The sequence below is a fragment of the Bacillus bruguierae genome, from assembly GCF_037104725.1.
Classification (GTDB): Bacteria; Bacillota; Bacilli; order Bacillales; family Bacillaceae_G; genus Bacillus_A; species Bacillus_A bruguierae.
Genome location: NZ_JBAWSX010000014.1, coordinates 91,244 through 109,910, shown reverse-complemented (window position 1 = coordinate 109,910; position 18,667 = coordinate 91,244). Strand labels below are relative to the sequence as shown.

The 18,667-nt window shown below is 35.8% G+C and carries 19 protein-coding genes and 2 pseudogenes; 11 read left to right on the top strand and 10 right to left on the bottom strand.

Annotated elements, in window-relative coordinates:
- The 3 genes and pseudogenes from WAZ07_RS20095 to sdaAB all read right to left on the bottom strand — a co-directional run.
- A pseudogene (locus WAZ07_RS20095) lies at positions 1–244 on the bottom strand (septum formation initiator); the annotation flags it as partial.
- A 259-nt stretch (positions 245–503) separates the two neighbouring features.
- Positions 504–1,394 carry an L-serine ammonia-lyase, iron-sulfur-dependent, subunit alpha gene (gene sdaAA, locus WAZ07_RS20090; protein ID WP_336473852.1) on the bottom strand — a complete coding sequence of 297 codons (891 nt, stop codon included), beginning with the start codon at positions 1,392–1,394 and terminating at the stop codon, positions 504–506.
- 21 nt (positions 1,395–1,415) lie between these two features.
- Positions 1,416–2,114, bottom strand: coding sequence for an L-serine ammonia-lyase, iron-sulfur-dependent subunit beta (sdaAB, locus tag WAZ07_RS20085; protein WP_336473851.1), 699 nt, complete (start codon positions 2,112–2,114; stop codon positions 1,416–1,418).
- 898 nt (positions 2,115–3,012) lie between these two features.
- Here sdaAB and WAZ07_RS20080 point away from each other — a divergent pair.
- Both WAZ07_RS20080 and WAZ07_RS20075 read left to right on the top strand, forming a co-directional pair.
- Complete coding sequence (locus WAZ07_RS20080) at positions 3,013–3,882, top strand: ABC transporter permease subunit (protein WP_336473850.1); 870 nt, start codon at positions 3,013–3,015, stop codon at positions 3,880–3,882.
- A complete protein-coding gene (locus tag WAZ07_RS20075) occupies positions 3,879–4,856 on the top strand; it encodes an ABC transporter permease (protein ID WP_336473849.1) in 978 nt (325 codons plus the stop codon). Before WAZ07_RS20080 ends, WAZ07_RS20075 begins: the two co-directional genes overlap by 4 nt.
- Before the next feature lie 168 nt (positions 4,857–5,024).
- On the opposite strand, the gene WAZ07_RS20070 is transcribed toward WAZ07_RS20075, so the two are convergent.
- From WAZ07_RS20070 to WAZ07_RS20040, 7 genes and pseudogenes are all read right to left on the bottom strand, one after another.
- Entirely contained in the window at positions 5,025–5,507 is a 483-nt protein-coding gene (locus WAZ07_RS20070) for a CcdC family protein (protein ID WP_336473848.1), read from the bottom strand.
- A 13-nt stretch (positions 5,508–5,520) separates the two neighbouring features.
- A complete protein-coding gene (locus tag WAZ07_RS20065; RefSeq protein ID WP_336473860.1) occupies positions 5,521–5,919 on the bottom strand; it encodes a DUF2871 domain-containing protein in 399 nt (132 codons plus the stop codon).
- A gap of 57 nt (positions 5,920–5,976) precedes the next feature.
- Positions 5,977–6,348, bottom strand: a complete 372-nt coding sequence (locus WAZ07_RS20060) for an HsmA family protein (RefSeq protein WP_090919997.1) — start codon at positions 6,346–6,348, stop codon at positions 5,977–5,979.
- A 224-nt stretch (positions 6,349–6,572) separates the two neighbouring features.
- Positions 6,573–7,286, bottom strand: coding sequence for an ABC transporter ATP-binding protein (locus WAZ07_RS20055; protein WP_336473847.1), 714 nt, complete (start codon positions 7,284–7,286; stop codon positions 6,573–6,575).
- Positions 7,286–8,350: an ABC transporter permease gene (locus tag WAZ07_RS20050; protein ID WP_336473846.1), complete on the bottom strand. Its 1,065-nt coding sequence runs from the start codon at positions 8,348–8,350 to the stop codon at positions 7,286–7,288. The genes WAZ07_RS20055 and WAZ07_RS20050 overlap by 1 nt, the downstream gene beginning before the upstream one ends.
- Before the next feature lie 423 nt (positions 8,351–8,773).
- Positions 8,774–8,947, bottom strand: a pseudogene (locus tag WAZ07_RS20045) (ATP-binding protein); the annotation flags it as partial.
- Between the two features lie 38 nt (positions 8,948–8,985).
- Positions 8,986–11,193, bottom strand: a complete 2,208-nt coding sequence (locus tag WAZ07_RS20040) for an MMPL family transporter (protein ID WP_336473845.1) — start codon at positions 11,191–11,193, stop codon at positions 8,986–8,988.
- A 203-nt stretch (positions 11,194–11,396) separates the two neighbouring features.
- Here WAZ07_RS20040 and cdr point away from each other — a divergent pair, with 203 nt between their 5' ends.
- The 9 genes from cdr (at position 11,397) to WAZ07_RS19995 (ending at position 18,643) form a co-directional block, all read left to right on the top strand.
- Positions 11,397–13,070, top strand: a complete 1,674-nt coding sequence (gene cdr, locus WAZ07_RS20035; RefSeq protein ID WP_336473844.1) for a CoA-disulfide reductase — start codon at positions 11,397–11,399, stop codon at positions 13,068–13,070.
- A 115-nt stretch (positions 13,071–13,185) separates the two neighbouring features.
- Positions 13,186–13,449 (top strand): metal-sensitive transcriptional regulator, encoded by a 264-nt coding sequence (locus tag WAZ07_RS20030; RefSeq protein ID WP_336473843.1) that lies wholly within the window; start codon positions 13,186–13,188, stop codon positions 13,447–13,449.
- 293 nt (positions 13,450–13,742) lie between these two features.
- Positions 13,743–13,970, top strand: coding sequence for a sulfurtransferase TusA family protein (locus tag WAZ07_RS20025; RefSeq protein ID WP_336473842.1), 228 nt, complete (start codon positions 13,743–13,745; stop codon positions 13,968–13,970).
- Between the two features lie 13 nt (positions 13,971–13,983).
- Positions 13,984–14,352 carry a rhodanese-like domain-containing protein gene (locus WAZ07_RS20020; protein WP_413788923.1) on the top strand — a complete coding sequence of 123 codons (369 nt, stop codon included), beginning with the start codon at positions 13,984–13,986 and terminating at the stop codon, positions 14,350–14,352.
- 15 nt (positions 14,353–14,367) lie between these two features.
- A complete protein-coding gene (locus WAZ07_RS20015; protein ID WP_336473840.1) occupies positions 14,368–14,664 on the top strand; it encodes a rhodanese-like domain-containing protein in 297 nt (98 codons plus the stop codon).
- 108 nt (positions 14,665–14,772) lie between these two features.
- On the top strand, positions 14,773–15,252 hold the full coding sequence (locus tag WAZ07_RS20010) for a DsrE/DsrF/DrsH-like family protein (RefSeq protein ID WP_336473839.1): 480 nt from the start codon (positions 14,773–14,775) through the stop codon (positions 15,250–15,252).
- 555 nt (positions 15,253–15,807) lie between these two features.
- Positions 15,808–16,899: an ABC transporter ATP-binding protein gene (locus WAZ07_RS20005; protein ID WP_336473838.1), complete on the top strand. Its 1,092-nt coding sequence runs from the start codon at positions 15,808–15,810 to the stop codon at positions 16,897–16,899.
- Positions 16,896–17,828, top strand: a complete 933-nt coding sequence (locus WAZ07_RS20000; protein WP_336473837.1) for a carbohydrate ABC transporter permease — start codon at positions 16,896–16,898, stop codon at positions 17,826–17,828. The genes WAZ07_RS20005 and WAZ07_RS20000 overlap by 4 nt, the downstream gene beginning before the upstream one ends.
- Positions 17,825–18,643, top strand: coding sequence for a carbohydrate ABC transporter permease (locus WAZ07_RS19995; protein WP_336473836.1), 819 nt, complete (start codon positions 17,825–17,827; stop codon positions 18,641–18,643). Before WAZ07_RS20000 ends, WAZ07_RS19995 begins: the two co-directional genes overlap by 4 nt.
- Positions 18,644–18,667 lie beyond the last annotated feature (24 nt).

Sequence of the window (18,667 nt, the reverse complement as noted above, 5' to 3'; positions counted from 1 at the left end):
GCGCCCTATGTGAGTAATACATTACAGGATATGCAAGTACGGTAATTAACAGTAATGATAATAAACCACCTGCACCTGCATTAATAGGTAAAAAGAGTACTCCTGCTCCAATTGCTGTTCCAAAAAGGCTCAATGCCCAGGTAGTATCCTGTTTATGCCACTTTTTAGGATCTGGATATTTCTCATTTTTTACTGCAGTATTTTCAGCTTGAAATTCTATTGTTTTTGCAGTATTTCCATTCATATAGTAATTCCTCCTTGTATCTTATTCTTACGTCTCTTTTTAAGGCTTAGGAATATAGACTATTCTTGAAAAATGAATTGCTTCCAAGGTGTGCCACATATTCGCTAGTCATCAACCTGATGGATTTGTTAGCGTTCACAAAACATTTTAATTGCATAGTAGTATATTTTAGTAATAATGGCTCTCAATATACAGGCATCCTTAGGAGAACAATAGAGAATAGGATTGTTAAGTATTTCACAATATTTCTGATAATTGTTTATCTATTTAATTGTTTCTCTCCAAAAATTTTACTTTTAATGGCAATCCCTGTAGGTGTGACCGCAACTCCGCCTAAACCTGTCTCTCTTAATTCGCGAGGCATCTGTCTTCCAACTCTATACATCGCTTCAATAACTTCGTCAGCATTGATGATATTGTTTACGCCGGCTAATGCGATGTCCGCTGCTGCTAAAGCATTTGCTGTTCCAATGGCGTTTCTCTTTACACAAGGAATTTCTACCAAACCAGCAACCGGATCACAAACTAAACCGAGTAAATTTTGTAATGCGGTTGAGAAAGCTTCAGAAGATTGCTGCGCTGTTCCTCCGGCAGCTTCTACCGCCGCTGCAGCCGCCATTGCTGAGGCACTGCCTACTTCAGCTTGACATCCTCCGTACGCTCCAGAAATACAAGCGTTATTTGCGACAATCGTTCCAAATAACGCTGAAGTGAATAGAAAATGGATCATATCTTCATGACTTAACTGTAACGTATCCTTTATACTAAATAGGACTCCCGGGATCGTCCCGCTCGCACCTGCTGTTGGAGTTGCACAAATAGCCCCTAATGAAGCATTTACTTCATTAACACCGATAGCACTTTGAATCCCTAACACCATCAAATCTCCAGAAAGAGTTTTTCCTTTTTCTCGATATTTTTTTATTTTAACAGCATCGCCTCCGGTTAAACCGGTCGGAGAAAATACCCCGTCGCCCTCAATACTTTTATTTATGGAATTTTCCATAGTTGCTAAATTTTTTTCCATTTTGCTCCAAACTTCTTCATAAGAAGTTTTAGTTTGTTCAATTTCCTGTCCGATTGCTAATTCATAAATTGGCTTTTGCTTTTTATTAGCTGCATCTACAATTTCTTTTATGGACATATACATATTTTTCACCCCTTAATGTAACTAAAGAATAATGATATTAGCTATACTGCTTAAACTTCTAAGTTCCTTCTGAGCATCACCAGGTAATAGCGAATCCAAAGCGAATGCGTATAAATATTTTCCGTTTTCTTCTAAACTATGAAAGTCGTTAATTTCCACATCATATTGTTTAAAGATCCTGCGTAAGACAAATTCAAAGTCAGCTCTTTCGGAAATCGTAATAATAACTGGCAATGGCCCCTGCAGATCTAAGCTAAATCCGTCAATTTCAACATGTTTGACTTCAATTAATCCGCCGCCGACCGAAATACCCATCGTTCTAATACTTCGACTTTCATCCTCTAAATATAGATCTGCCGTATTTGGATGACCAGCAGGACTATCACCTGCTTTTTCAATAAAGGTAATGTCCATTCCTTTAGATTCTGCTATTTTAATAGCATCTGGCACTCTGCTGTCATCGGTAGCAAATCCTAATATCCCAGCAATAATTGCAAAATCAGTTCCGTGTCCTTTATGGGTTTCAGCAAATGATTCATAATACTTTACCACGACTTTTTTTGGAAGACCTTGAAATAATTTATTGGCAACTGCTCCAATAGCTAAAGCACCTGCAGTATGTGAACTTGAAGGACCTATCATTACTGGTCCAATCACATCAAAACAACTTTTGTATTTAACAACCTTTTTTTCTTTAATAGATGCTACATTCATGTTCATATAAGCACCCCCATAATTTATTATTTTTAATTACAGTTGAATCTAAGTTATTAGAATGACCAATTTAACATATGCTCCATCTGATAGCGCTTTCATTTTTATGTGAAATAAATTTTCCTTCTGATCGTACACCTTTTGTAAAGTAATCGTATCAGTATGTCCAATTTTAGAAGATTACTTGCAAGGTCTTTAGAATTTTTGCGCCATAACCAGGTTTGATATTTTCTCCGGAGGTAATAGATTATCTCTCGACGCCCTCATTATAACTTGTATATTTATGAATTTAATATTTTTTTGTTTTTAGAAAGATTGAATAAACAGAATCTTGAATAGATAATAAATTACACTTGGCATGTAGCAATTGTGTCCATTGTTTGAAGCTGTATTAGTTAGTAGAAAAGCAAAAATAATACAGAGTTCTTTTGATTAACACATTGATTATATTGGAAAATTATTATAAAGATACTTATATTTTGCTTTGTAGAAACATCTTATTTTAGACGTGAAATCTGTTATAATAAATGATTAATGTAGATGGAAAGGAATAAATTAAGGAAATATAAGATCCTTTTTGAATTTTTATTATTTATATCGCGTTTATATGCATTTTTCAGAAAAAAGGAACTTCTTTTTTATAAATCTTGGACATACATCTCGCTGCCTTTCTTTGTTTTCAAACTTTGCACGTAGCAGGAAAAGGCCCTGACCGCTACTATACATAGCCAGTCCCTCTCGATCACTTAAAAAATGCTTTTCTATCGGTTTTTCATAGAGTGACTGAGTAGTTACGGTATATTTAATTTTGTGTATCTTGATTTTATTGAATATTCAGTTAAATATTGATAGAATTTATATAGTAATTTTTGGAAGGGTAAGATATATAGGAGGGGCGGGGAGTATGAAAACAATCACAATCCTAAAAATAACCACGGCGATTATGCAACTCATTCTAGCTGTAGCTGGTATTCTTTGTTTGAGTTCACTACCGAGTTTGTTTAAAGGAATGGAAATTGATATAAGTAATTATTTCAAAGCTCTTGGGTATTTATGTAAAAAGCTATTAGATTTTTCTCATTTGACGTATGGGAAAGGTTTACGGCCGATATTTCCGCAAATTTTTGAGTTTTATTGGCAGTCTTTGTGGTTATTTATGCTGGCACTTTTCATTTCGGTTGTATGTGCTTTTTGTTTTACCTATCTGATTATTCGCTTTTTCTATGAGAAATTGAAAAGAATGAAGTTTGTGTTAGTTATATTAGAATCAGTACCTGATTTGTTCATTATTATGTGTTTTCAAATTTTGGTGCTGTGGTTATTTCAAAAAACGGATATTATGGTGTTTAATATTGCCACTACATGGCAGAAGAAGTCCATTTTGATGCCTGTTGTTTGTTTAAGTATTCCCCCCACGATTATGTTAACTCGTATTTTCCTGCTGCAAGTAGAAGCAGAGCTACAAAAAGATTATATTGCGTATGCTCATGCGAAAGGTTTGAATTTCTATCACATATTTCGTCATCATGTGCTCCGCAATGTGTTGTTTACGATGTTCCATTATTCAAAGACGATTGTATGGTTTATGTTTTCTAATCTGTTGATGATTGAATCTTTGTTTAATGTTCCTGGTATTGTGTATTTTGTTTTGAAATATCCGTTTCCAGAAGTGTTCGTTGTGACACTTTTATTGTTATACATTCCGTTTTTCATTATTTACAAAGCGTACGATTTATTTGTACCTGCTGTTATGAGAGGAGAGGAGTGTAGGTGATCAAACATCTTGTACGAGAAAAGCAATTTTTGTTTAGTTTCTTGTTTTTAATCATACTGTTACTTGCTAGTATTGCGAATACGATCTTCAATGATGGGCAAATTAGGCAAGTGACGGCCCTTTATGAGAACGGGAACCTGATTGGAGCGCCGCCATTTCCCCCATCTACTCATTTTTTGCTAGGTACTGATATGCATGGATATGATTTACTTCATGTCATTATACAAGGTGCAAAGTTTACCATTGGTTTATCGGCTTGTATTGCCATGCTTCAGGTCGGATTTGCAATTGTGTTTGGCGTCGGAATCGGTACGTTTCTGAAAAGCTGGAGCAGTAAGATTGAAGCGTTTTTTGATAGTTTTACGATTATGCCGCTGACGATTATAGCGTACTTCTTGCTAGTAAATGTGATGTCGATGCCGATAGATGGATTTCAGCAGCCGTTTTATCAACGTGCTCTTTTTGAAATGTTTATTCTTACCATTCTTGCACTTCCTACAACGTCTTTTTATGTAGCGAACGAAGTAAAAAAACTATTCACAACAGAGTTTGTGGAAGCTGCTTCTGTATTAGGCGGATCAAAATTTCATATTTTACGTAAACATATATTCCCGCAGCTTCGCTCTACATTAGTCATCTTATTAGTTCAGCAATTCAATAAAGTTCTTCTCGTTTTGGCGCATTTAGGAGTATTGAAGATGTTCTTTGGCGGAACAGTTATTGATCACAGTCCTGCAAAAGAACCGCCGCGAACGTTATCATTTGAATGGTCTGGGTTAATTGGAGATACGTTTCATATGCTTTCTGTTCACCCTTGGATTGCTCTCGTTCCAATTGTCTTTTTCTCTTTAACAGTCGTTGCTGCTAATTTGATGTTAGTAGGATTACAAAATGCACTTGAAAAATCAAGTGCTTCAAAAGTGCAGAAAGTAGCATATGATCTAGTGGAAGAAAAACAGACTTCTAATTTTTGAGACTGATATAAGTCGTTGCTACTCGCTTTCTCCCTTTGTTTTAAACTTTGCACGTGGCAGAAAAAGGTCCTGACCGCTTCTATGCAAGGCCAGCTGCTCTCGCCCATTTAAAAAAAGTAAGGTTTTTAATAAAAAAAGCCCGATACAATATCGGGCTTTTTTATATGATTAAATACTCTTGCTTATAAAGTTCATTTCTTTTTGTAATTTCATAAACGAACGGTACATGCCAATTCTCCAAGAGACGATCATCGCAAAGGCAAGTAAGAAGAACATACCGCTTAATTGTCCTAAATCAATTGATTGACTTAAATATTCTTTCATACCGATGCGGACAGCAAGTAAACCGACTAAAATAAAGATAAACGCTTTAGAAGGTATTAAAAAGATGTCTTTTCCGCGTATTTCAAATTTTGATGTTTTAATAAGAAAAATAGAGAAAAATAAACCAACGATAACTGCTTCTATAATTTCAGTTGATGTTAAGCGAAATTCTGGCAAGATGTACATGCATGCTCCCGTACTCATAAAAAATGGCGGGAGTATAATTTTTTTCAGTGTTACAGGTTTCTTTGCTGATTTTAAGCGAAGGAACATCATTCCAACAGCCATACAAAGAGCAACAATACTCGATAGAACAGCTAAGTTCATGTTTGACCTCCTTTTATCCTTTGAACGATTTTTTTAATAGAATCATAAACCAAACGAGAGCGATACCAATGATCGTATGAGACATTCCAGCAATATGACTTAATCCTTTAAAATCAGTTCCATTGAGTTGAAGAAGTCCGCGGGTCGCCATTGAACCAACTGTTAAAACTAATCCTAAATTATAGACGATGAACCACATGTTAAAACTTTTTTCCTCATGGACTGCAAATAATTTCGATAGAGCTAAGGCAAGTAAGAAGAATATAAATCCAAGAACTAGCACATGTGTGTGCAACTTGTATAGCGAAGTCGTACCTTGAATTCCTTGCGCTTTTGAATATTCTCTCGCGAATACACCTGATAATAGGCCAATAATTAAATAAGTGAATGCTGCATTATATAACTTTTTCATCATATACCTCCTAGGTAGCATTAGCAATGTTTATTTTTGGATAGTAGGCTGCGATTATTAGTGGTTTGTCATTCCGTATATAAGACCAGAAATATATGGGATCAGCCAAATGAACCAGACGATAACACTTAGCTTGTGGAATGTTGTCATCATTTTTGTATCTTTTTTGATTAATACAATTGTTGCCCAAACAGCATGGAATAACATGAGTAAAATTGCTGCTAGACCTGTGATTCCGTGGAAACTGAACAGGGAACCTGCTTCTGCCATTTTTTCCATTAATGTCGTTCCGAGTGTATCACAGACGAGGCCGAGCCAAAAAATGACGACATGCCAAGGTTTTAATGTCTTTTGGAATTTTTCACTCCATACGCCAATTGTATAAAAAATGAGTGCAGCTGTAATACATGTAATAGCAGATGCCAACACGTTCATCATTCCTTTCTAACTGTCATGTTCCTTATATAAATCATGTTACATGGGAATTATGAATAGAATATGAACGCAATATTACATATGAAATTGGCGGCATTATTATATTTAAATTGTATTATGTTGTAAACAAAAAATGAAGAGGTACTTGTGAATAAAGAAAAAACTTTCTTATTCCCTATGTAAATAGGGATAAGAAAGTTTTTTTAGACTACTATTGTTTACACTTCGTTTTCTCGTAATAATTTTCCGTCGCGAAGTGTTAAAATTCGATCGCATACATCAAGCATTTTTTCATCGTGTGTAATCATAATCGCTGCTTTTTTATTTTTCTTTACTTCTTGTTTCATTAATTCAACGACTTCTCTTGCACGTTTTGAATCAAGGCTAGCAGTCGGCTCGTCTGCTAAAATTAAGTCTGGATTATTCATAAACGCACGAGCGATAGCTACACGTTGTTTTTCTCCGCCTGAAAGTTGATTTGGATAATGATTCATTCGATGTCCTAATCCGAATGTTTTCAGTAATTGTTCCGCAAACTTACTAGCTTCTTTTTTATCTTCTCCCTTTAACTTAGCGATATATAGAAGTTGTTCTTTTACCGTTAAGAAAGGTACGAGATTTGCGAATTGAAATATAAATCCGATTTTTCGTAAGCGAATATCTGTCATTTCCTTTTCTGATAAGCTTGTTATGTTTTGATCAGAAATATAAATGTTTCCTTTTGAAGGAGAGAGAAGTGCACCTGCAATGGAAAGCAATGTACTTTTTCCTGAACCAGATGGGCCAACAATACCGATAAATTCGCCCTCTTTTACATCTAACGTAATAGGGTGCAGGGCAGTTACTTCCGTTTCTCCTTCGCCATATACTTTGCTTACTTGATCGAGCTTCAATAATGACGCTGGGTTATCCCATTGTACTTCCGTTACCATTACATGCCACCTCCGATTGCTTCTAATGCATCTACTTTTAATACTTGATATAGAGAAATGAGTGTACCGAATATACTAATTAAGATAAAGATACCTGTGTATTGCAGGATTGTTGTTGTTGTTAATAAGAACGGCATACTAGCTGGTAAAATAGCCTCCACCGCAAAGATTAAGCCAATGCCGATAATAAGAGCAACGCCAGATAAGAATATAGATTGTACAACTAAAGTATTTGCTAAATATGAGTTTTTCGTTCCGATTGCTTTTAATACACCTAATTGATGTGTTTTTTGTAATGTAATGACATAGAAGAAAACACCAATTAACAATGCTGAAATGACAAGTAAAAACGCGATAATCATCGTTAATGTTCCTTGTTCTTCTTTATAACCTGGAATACTTTGTAGTACTTCTTTTTTATCAACAACTTTTGCGTTATCAATTTTTTTATCAGTATTTAGAGCAATTACACTGTAATCTTTTTGATTTGACAGTGCAATAGTGTCCCATACATTTTCATTCATGTGAATAACTGGTGTGTGACTAAACATTTGATTTTGCGAGAATCCGACAACTTTGAAAGCTTTTTTAGAAATAGGATCTACTAGTTCATCTCCAAGTTTGATTCCTTTTTCTTTAATTGATTCATCAGCGACAACTTCATTGTTTTCTAACGTCCCATTTTTTCCTTCAATTACTTTTGGAGCAATGAATGAATCTTGTTTGCTTGAGAAAATAGCAACATCAACTTTATTTGAAGTTCCTTCTTTTTCAAAGGTTGACACTTTAATGTGCATTGGAACTGCATCTTTTGCATCAACTTGTGCTAATACTTTATCTACATCTTCTTTCTTAATTTGAGAGCGTAGCAATTTACCATCTGCATCATCTGATAATATAAATTTGTTTGCTTTCATTTCGATAATAGAAGAGGCATTATCATGAGATAAACCATTTGCTAGACCTGATATGATAAGTACAAGAAATGATAATAACATCATGATTGTACCGATTAATCCGTAACGTAATTTCGATTGTTTTAATTCTTTAAGTGCTAAAAACATTAGGCTCGTTCCTCCTTGTTTCGTTCTATGTTCTTATCATAAAGAGGAAATATGAACGGAATATGAACAGAAGGTTACAAAAGACGAGTTTGTAATTTATATATAAATGCAAATTGAAAAACCAACATAAAAACCACTTTTTTTTAGATGGGCGAGAGCGTCTGGCCATGCTTGGAGCGGTCAGGGCCCTTTTTGCCACGGGTAATGTTAAAACAAAGCGAGCAAACAAGTAGCACATCACTTTTTATGATTCATAGCAACGACTTATCTGTTGAAAAATTAATATGGACTTATATAGAAGCAATCAGGGCCTTTTTCTGCCACTTGCCAGGGCATTGGAAAAGGTCATTAAAAGAGAAAAAGAAGATAACTCTCTATTATATAGAGCATTATCTTCTTTTTTATTTCTGTATATTGTGCAGGTTATTTTGCCGCTTCTTGTTTCGGAAGGTAAATAGAAAATGTCGTGCCTTTTCCAAGTTCACTATCGACAGTTATTGTTCCGCTGTGGAAATCAACGACTTTTTGTACAATCGAAAGACCTAATCCGCTTCCGTTTACATTTCTGTTTCGGGCAGTATCGACTTTATGAAAACGAAAAGTGTGCCAGGTCGCACACTTTTCATTTTGAACAATTATTTTAAATCCGTTGGAAGTGAAGAAATATGCTTGGAACGGCTTGGTTTGAAAAAAATCAAAATCGAAGGGAGCAGCATACCGCGAACAAGGAACGTATCAATTAAAATCCCCATTGTCATTGTTAAACCAAACAGAAAGAGTTCTTGGAGTGGTTGTGTAATGAGCACGCAGAATGTAGCTGCGAGTATAATACCAGCTGAGGAAATGACGCCCCCTGTTAAAGCAACACCACGTGCCACAGCTTCTTTCCATTCATATTTTTGAGCCTCTTCTTTGATTCGGGATACGAGCATAATATTGTAGTCGACCCCTAATGCAATGAGAAACATAAAGGTGTAGACAGGGAGACGATAGCTAATTGAGTCGTATCCTAAAATATAATGAAAGATTATCCAACCTAGCCCTAGCGTCGCTAAATAAGAAAGTAGCATTGTTATCATCATTGTTAACGCTATAATGATAGATCGTGATTGGTATGTCAGCATAATAAGAATAAAAAGGGAAATGAGCGAGAACGTCACGATTGTATCTTTTTGGTTTAAAGATTGCACATCTAATTGCTGCGGGGTTTGCCCGCTATAATGCAAGGAATATTGCTGGGAATCAAAGCCGCTCTTCGTTAACAAACTGTTACTGTTTTCTCGCAGTGCACGGATTATATTTAAAGCTGCTTGATCATAAGGGTTGTCTTGTAAAGTCAATTGCAGCTTGATGGCACGTTTTTCATCCGATAAGAAATTTTTTGGTAAGTTCGAATTGGGTGCCGCTAATCCTGAGGTGATTTCCGGTGTGACGGTGTTTATCCCATCTAGTTTTTTAATTGCGTTTGATAATGAAGCTAATTTATCAAGAAAGGATTGGTCTAATACAATTTCCTTGTCTGATTTTAAAATGACAGTTACAGGTGCTAGTTGTCCTGGTGGAAAGTTTTCCTCTAAAATTTCAAAACCTTGCCGCGATGAAATGTCATTCGGAAATGACTTCATTAAATTAAATGAATATTTCATAGATCCAACATTCAGCGAGGCAAGAATGAGCATAATGAACAATATAACTGCTGTGATGGAAGGTTTTTTCTTTACAAAAGTGCCTACATTTGTCCAGAAGCCGCCCAGCTTTTCTTCTTTTTCAGCTAGTTTTGGAATGAAAGGCCAAAATGCTTTTCGGCCTACTAGTGCAAATAGAGCTGGAATGAGTGTAATGCCTCCAAGAAGAATGAACACCATGGCAACTGAAAATACTGGGGCAAAGTGATGATACGGTTTAAAAACAGCAAAGAACAATGTAAGCATCGCGACCAGCACTGTTCCGCCGCTGAATAGAATAGGTTCCATTACTTGCGTTAATGCGGTTTGCATCGCATCGTACTTCGAATTCACCTTTTTTAACTCTTCTTTATAACGAGCTAAGATGAATAAACAATAATCCGTCAAAACTGCAAAGAGTAGAATCATCATAATGGAAAGAGCTTGTTTCTCGACAACGAACCATCCATTTTGGCCTGCTAATCCTAAAATGCGATCGACTACTTGATATACGATACCGGCAATGATTAATGGAATGACAGCGAGCAATGGGGAGCGATAAATGATGATTAATATAATGAGAATTAATCCTATTGTTGCAAACATTAATACGAAGTCAGCATTTTTGAACAGCGTAATTGTATCTGCTGCAATTCCAGCTGGACCTGTGATCTCAAGCTTTAAGTCTCCGATATCCATTTGTTTTACATGTTTTCGAATTTGCTCTAATGTCTCATAAATTTGATCTGATTCTAAATCTTTTGTCAGGGCAACATTTAAAAGAATGGTTGTATTATCTTTGGAGAACATTTTATCTTGTGTGGCTTTGGGGAGTTGGTGAAATGGTAAGGCGCCTGCGACATTTTTCGGTTTATCATCTGAGGAAAGCCATTTGCTAATTTCTGAGATTTTTGCGCGCTCGGCCTCAGTGATTGCGTCTTTTCCATGAAAAACAAGTAAGGCGACTGCTCCATCTTTGGATGGAAATTGATCGTCTAATATCTTTTGGGCTACAGCAGACGGCGTATCCTCATGTATGCTTCCTTCACCGCTGCTTGTTGCGTACTTTTTGGCCCCTGGTGCGATAAGACTTAAAACGAAAATAGCAAGAATCCAAGCGATTAAAATGATTTTGGCACCCTTCGGACTACTAATGAAGCGAGCAAGTTTATGGATCACATATATAACCTCCTCTTATTATCTTCAAGAAGATTTTAAAATAAGAATATGAACGGAATATGAACGGAATGTTACGAAAGTTTAGATTATTTATTCGTTTCGATTTTGTGAACAAATAGAGATATTAAGTTTAAAATGTTGCGCTATTGTTTTTTTATGTTTATTATATACCTATACGGGTATGAGTAAGGAGGAGAAAAAGAATGAGTAGAAAAATTGTTGTAGTTGGCGGAGTTGCTGGCGGAGCATCAGTTGCAGCACGTTTACGTCGTTTAAGTGAAGATGATGAAATTATTATGTTTGAGCGCGGAGAGTATATTTCGTTTGCAAACTGCGGACTGCCATATTATATTGGCGGAGTTATTCAAGAAAGACAAAAGTTGTTAGTGCAAACAGTAGAGAAAATGTCCAAGCGCTTTAACTTAGATATTCGCATTTTAAGTGAAGTAATAAAAATTAATAAAGAAGAAAAAACAATCGTGGTGAAAAATGTAGTTACCAATGAAACTTACGAAGAATCTTATGATGTTTTAATTCTTTCACCAGGTTCTAAGCCGATGGTTCCACCAATTCCAGGAATTGAGGCAGCGAAAGCGTTATTTACATTACGAAATGTACCGGATACAGATCGTATAAAAGGATATATTGATGAAAATAAACCACGTCATGCGACTGTAATTGGCGGAGGCTTTATCGGCGTTGAAATGGCTGAGAACTTGAGAGAAAGAGGCCTTGATGTAACACTTGTGGAAATGAACAATCAAGTCATGCCGCCGATTGATTATGAAATGGCTGCATATGTACATGAGCATATGACAAAACATGGCGTTCAGCTCATTTTAGAAGATGGGGTAGAAGCTTTTGAAGAAGAAGGAACGGTTATTCGTCTGAAAAGCGGTACAAAAATTCATACAGATATGATCATTCTTTCTATCGGTGTACAACCTGAAAGCAGCTTGGCAAAAGAGGCAGGACTGGAACTAGGAGTTCGAAATACGATTAAAGTAAATGAAACGCTGCAAACTTCTGATCCATCTATATATGCGATTGGAGATGCGATTGAAGTAAAAGATTTTGTGACGGAAACAGAAACAATGATTCCACTTGCATCACCGGCAAATCGTCAAGGTCGTCTATTAGCAGATATTATTCATGGCCATGCAGATTCTATATATAAAGGAACGATGGGTACATCCATTGCAAAAGTGTTTGAGTTAACAGTCGCTTCAACAGGGGTGAATGAAAAAGTATTACAACGTTTAGATTTGCCCTATGAGGTAGTTCACGTACAAGCAAACTCTCATGCGGGGTATTATCCGAACGCGTATCCGGTTTTATTAAAGCTCATCTTTAATAAAGAAACAGGAGAAATTTACGGAGCGCAAGCCGTAGGTCAGGTTGGTGTAGACAAACGAATCGATGTCATTGCAACTGCAATGAAAGGAAAATTGAAGGTAATGGATTTACCTGATTTAGAATTGTCATACGCTCCGCCGTATTCTTCTGCTAAAGATCCTGTAAATATGGTGGGGTATGTTGCAAGCAATATTATTGAAGGACTTGTTGATATAGTAGGGTGGCATGAAATTGATCATATCGTTGAAAAAGGCGGGTATTTAATTGATGTCCGAGAACCGCATGAATTAAAACAAGGAATTATAAAAGGATCTGTAAATATTCCATTAGATGAATTGCGTGATCGATTACATGAGATTCCAACAGATCAAGAAATTTATATTACGTGTCAACTAGGTATGAGAGGGTATGTAGCGGCACGTATTTTAATGGAAAACGGGTATGAAGTAAAAAATGTCGACGGTGGGTTTAAACTATATAGGGCGGTGCTACCAAACCGCGTTGCGCATGAATATGAATAACGTCCTGTCAATTTTGATAGGGCGTTATTACAAAAATTAAAAAGAGGTTTACAAAATACCAAGCAGGGTATAATCTTTAACATAAAATAAGTGAAAGCATGGAGGTGCTCATACATTGGAATATGGTCAAGATATGAAAAATCGTTTGAAGCGAATTGAAGGACAAATTCGCGGTGTACTTCGTATGATGGAAGAGGGAAAAGATTGTAAAGAAGTAATTACACAATTGACGGCATCGCGCTCTGCGATGGATCGTACGGTTGGATTAATTGTCGGAACGAACTTAGAAAAATGCCTTCGCGAGCAATTTGAAAAAGGCGATACGTCTAATGAAGATGTAATTAAAGAGGCTGTACAATTACTTGTAAAAAGTAGATAATCTGTCAATTTTTTTGGCAGATTTTAAAAACGATTTTCATATACCCATACAGGTATATGTATGTAGAGCTAATCTCTATGCAATACATGAATAAATTTTAGTTATTTTTTATCCCGCATTAACGGACAGTAAGACCTCCACCTCAAGATTGGAAGAGAATCGAAGAAGATAGGTGGGGAATAACTGTCCGTAAAAGCCCGATTGGTTCAACTAATAATCAGTGGGGGATGAGGAAAACCCCCACTGATTAAAGTTTCACTTTATTATGAAACATACTATTGGAGGTATATAAAATGAATGGAAAACAAGTATTAGACGTAAAAGGATTAGCATGCCCAATGCCAATTGTAAGAACAAAAAAAGCGATGGATGCTTTGCAAACTGGAGAAGTGCTAGAAGTTCATTTAACAGATAAAGGTGCGATAAAAGATATTCCAGCATGGGCACAAACAGGTGGACATGAAGTATTACAACATGTTGAAGAAGATGGGGTTTTGAAGTTTTGGATTCAAAAAGCGTAAGAACATGGAGGGCATGGATATGAATGTAGTATGGAACAGCGTTTTGATTGCATTGATTTCTTTGTTTATTATTTCTCGTTTGTTACCTGTTAAGGGAGTAAAAAATATAAGCGGGAAAGAACTAAAAGACGAAATAAAGAAAAAGAATAAGCAATTGATTGATGTTCGTACACCAGGGGAATTTAGAGGCAACCATATCCAAGGTTTTCGAAATATGCCACTAAATGAACTCGTACAACAAGCAAGTAGTTTAGATAAAAGTAAAGAAGTAATCGTCATTTGTCAGAGTGGAATGAGAAGTAAACAAGCAACAAAAATTTTAAAGAAAATGGGATTTAAACATATTGTAAATGTTTCAGGTGGTATGAACGCTTGGAGTTAAGGAGGATGTAGGAAAATGAAAGAAATGACTGCGAAAGAATTAGAACATAAACTCATGAGTAATGAAGCTGTAAATATTATTGATGTACGTGAGGTAGAAGAAGTTGCAGAAGGGAAAATTCCAAAAGCACTTCATATTCCACTTCGTTTATTAGAGTTTCGTATGCATGAGTTAGATAAAAATAAAGAGTATGTAATTGTATGTCATTCTGGTGGGAGAAGCTCACGAGCGGTTCAGTTTTTAGAAAGCTATGGTTTCCAAGTGATCAATATGAACGGCGGCATGTTAGCTTGGGAAGGGGAAACAGAGTAACTGTTAAATAGATGAACAAAAGGTACAAAGTCCTTTCATTTGCGAAAGGACTTTGTACGGATTTTTAAATTACCTATACGGGTATGTGTAGTGACGGGAGGAGTCAATATGGAACAAAAGAAAAAAACAACAATTGTGTTGTTTAGCGGGGATTATGATAAAGCGATGGCAGCGTATATTATCGCAAATGGTGCAGCAGCGTATGATCAAGAAGTAACGATTTTTCATACATTTTGGGGATTGAATGCGCTTCGTAAAGATGAAAATGTAAAAACAAAGAAACCATTTTTAGAGAAAATGTTTGGAAAGATGATGCCGCGCGGTGCAGATAAGATGGGATTATCGAAAATGAATTTTGCTGGTATGGGACCAAAAATGATTAAGAACGTGATGAAAAAACATAACGCAATGCCATTGCCAGATTTAATTGATCTGGCGAAAAAACAAGGAGTGAAACTTGTCGCTTGCCAAATGACAGTGGACTTGTTAGGACTAAAAGAAGAAGAAATTATGGGAAATGTCGAATTTGCAGGAGTTGCAACGTATTTAGCGGATGCGTCTGAAGGAAATGTAAACTTGTTTATTTAAATTCAATTCCTTTTAAACTTTTAACAAGTATTGGTGTGGCATAGGGGGGAAGAGTGAACATAAGCGCCCTGCCTTTAAGTTTACTTGTTTCGTCAATTGGAGCGAATGTCGGGAAAAAATGTGGATGGATATGCTGTTGTAATATACCTATTTTGCTTTTGGAGAAGAATTTCCGTTCGCGGAATTTCTTTTTCAAAAGCTTTTTTTATGAAGAGGAAATTCCGATAATGACAGATTGTCCTTGAATAGTAAATTATTTACTTTAATTTCACATATGGTTAAAAATCCCTTAATAATTAAAGGTTATAGTAAAAATATCAAAAGGAAACAAACTTCGATAAAAAAATAATACTTGTGAGAATGTATGGGCAGAGATACTTTGAGAACACCCGCTTGCATAGAATAGTGCCATTCACAATCAATAAGAGATCATAAAAGGTGTCTATGTATTGTGCGTGAATGATGACCTATATATGTAAGTAGGTGTTATTTATTTTTGTGAAAATAGACTGATTTTTCGCTCTTTAATATTTGGGAATAAGAGAGGGTTATAACATGATTACTTTGCGAAACGTATGTAAAACATATGAAAACTCAAATCAAAAAGCAGTACAAGATGTTTCTGTTCAGATTCAAAAAGGAGAGTTTTTTGTTCTAGTAGGCCCTTCAGGATGTGGGAAAAGTACATTACTTCGAATGATTGCTGGGTTAGAAAATATTTCATCAGGCCATCTTTTAATCGATGAAATTGTTTCAAATGACTTGCAGCCGAAAGAGCGTCACTTATCAATGGTGTTTCAAAACTATGCTTTATATCCGCATCTTACAGTAGAAGAAAATATTTTATTTGGCTTAAAGGTACGAAAAATAGAGAAAGCGGAACAGAGAAAACGTTTAATTGAAGCGGCTCAACTAGTTGGATTAACTTCATATTTAAAGGCGAAACCGAGAGAATTATCAGGAGGACAGCGTCAGCGTGTAGCACTCGCGCGAGCAATTGTCAGTCAAGCACCGATCTGTCTTATGGATGAACCGTTATCTAACCTTGACGCAAAACTGAGGGCACAAATGCGCATGGAAATTCGAGATATTCAACAGCGTCTTGGCATTACAATGATTTATGTAACACATGATCAAATCGAAGCGATGACAATGGGAGATCGTATGATGGTATTAAATAATGGCGAAATCCAACAAGTAGGAACACCGCTTGATATATATAACGAGCCAAAAAATGAGTTTGTTGCTACTTTTATTGGTTCTCCCTCTATGAATGTTGCTAATTGTCAAATTGATATGACGCAAAATACTGCTCATGTAGGATCTTTACGTATTCCGCTTATAGATTCGTTAGTTAGTCAATTGCAGCATACAGATGTACGTATCGGTATAAGGCCCGAATATATTAGTATTGGCGAGCAGGGGCAGCCTGTTATTGTACAATCTGTTGAAGTATTAGGAAACGAATCAATTGTTAACTTTCTAGTAGACAATCACATGTGGAGTGCTAAAGTGACTGGACAATTGAAGTGTAAACGAGATGAAATTGTACATGTACAGTTTCAAGTAGATAAGCTGCACTTCTTTGAACAATCTACATTAGAATCATTATTATTTCATAGTGAGCAAGGGGTGGCTATAACATGATAGATGCGACGAAATCTTTAACAAAGCAGCAAAGTATAAGAAAACTGAATGTATGGAATCGAACATCAGATTTACGTATAGCTTTTCTATTTTTGACTCCATCACTTATTTTATTTTCGGTATTTTTGTTTTACCCGTTGATTAAAACGCTATTTTATAGCTTTCATTTAACGAACGCCCAGGGTGAAGCAAGTGTCTTTGTAGGTCTAGAAAACTATCAATATTTATTAACGGATCCTTCTTTTTATCAAAGTATAAAATCAACGTGTTTATTTACTTTATATACTGTTCCGGCTAGCATATGCATTTCTTTATTTCTAGCATTGCTAGCGAATGAAAAGTTACGAGGGATTGGCGTTTTCCGTGTACTTTTTTCTTCCACAATGGGAATTTCTGTGGCCGCAAGTGCGGTGATTTGGTTATTTTTATTTCATCCAAGTGTTGGTGTATTTAATAATATACTAGGTATTCTTCATCTACCTACAATTGAATGGTTAATAAGCCAAAAATGGGCATTAATCTCGGTATCTATTCCAACGATTTGGATGAATATTGGCTTTTCATTTTTAGTAATTCTAGGAGGCTTGCAAAATATTGATACGACACTTTATGAAAGTGCATCAATTGATGGTGCATCTTACTTTTATAAGCTTCGTAAAGTGACATTGCCCATGTTATCACCAACTTTATTCTTTATAGCAACTGTTACGCTTATCAATGCAGTTCAAAGCTTTGGACAAATCGATATTTTAACAAAGGGTGGTCCAAACAATGCAACGAATTTAATTGTTTATTCAATTTATAAAGAAGCATTTGTGAATTACCAGTTTGGTACGGCAAGCGCTCAAGCTATCGTGTTGTTTATTTTTATCTTTATTGCAACAATACTTCAGTTTAAATTTACGGAAAGAAAGGTGCATTACCAATGAGTTACACATGGAGACGGAAAGTATTGTTATACATATTACTTTTTCTTAGTGCAATACTTGTATTCTTTCCAGTGTTATATGCAGTTTCAATCGGATTTATGACACCTGATGATATCCAAATGCGTCATCTTTTTCCAACGAATTTCACTTTTAATAATTTTGTTCATATTTTTGAGAAAGTACCATTGCTTTTATATTTGAGAAATAGTTTTATCGTTTCAACAACTGTTATGATCGGACAACTTATTGTATCTAGTTTAGCAGCATACGCGTTTGTGTTTTTACGATTTAAAGGAAGGAATGCAATTTTTTTCTTATTTATCTCAACGATGCTTATTCCATGGGAAGCAACAATGATTCCAAATTTCTTATTGGTTCAGCAATTTGGATGGACAAATACTTTGATGGGGTTAACAGTACCATTTTTTGCAATGGCTTTTGGAATTTTCTTATTAAGACAACATTTCCTTACAATTCCGCATGAGCTTCGGGAAGCGTCATTAATTGAAGGTGTTGGTCATTTTGGATTCCTTTTTAAAGTAGTCGTTCCGTATTGTAAAACGAGCTTTATTACGTTAGGGGTGTACGGATTTTTAACAACTTGGAACATGTATTTGTGGCCACTTCTCGTAACGAATGATGCAACAGCTCGTACAGTACAAATTGGGATTAAACAATTGCAGACACAAGAAGTAGCAAATGATTGGGGAGGTGTTATGGCTGGCATTACAATTGTGATTCTTCCAACATTGATATTGTTATTTTTAGGCCAAAAACAATTACAACAAGGATTGGCAAAAGGTGCGATTAAATAATGTTAAAAAAATGAGAAAAGGTGG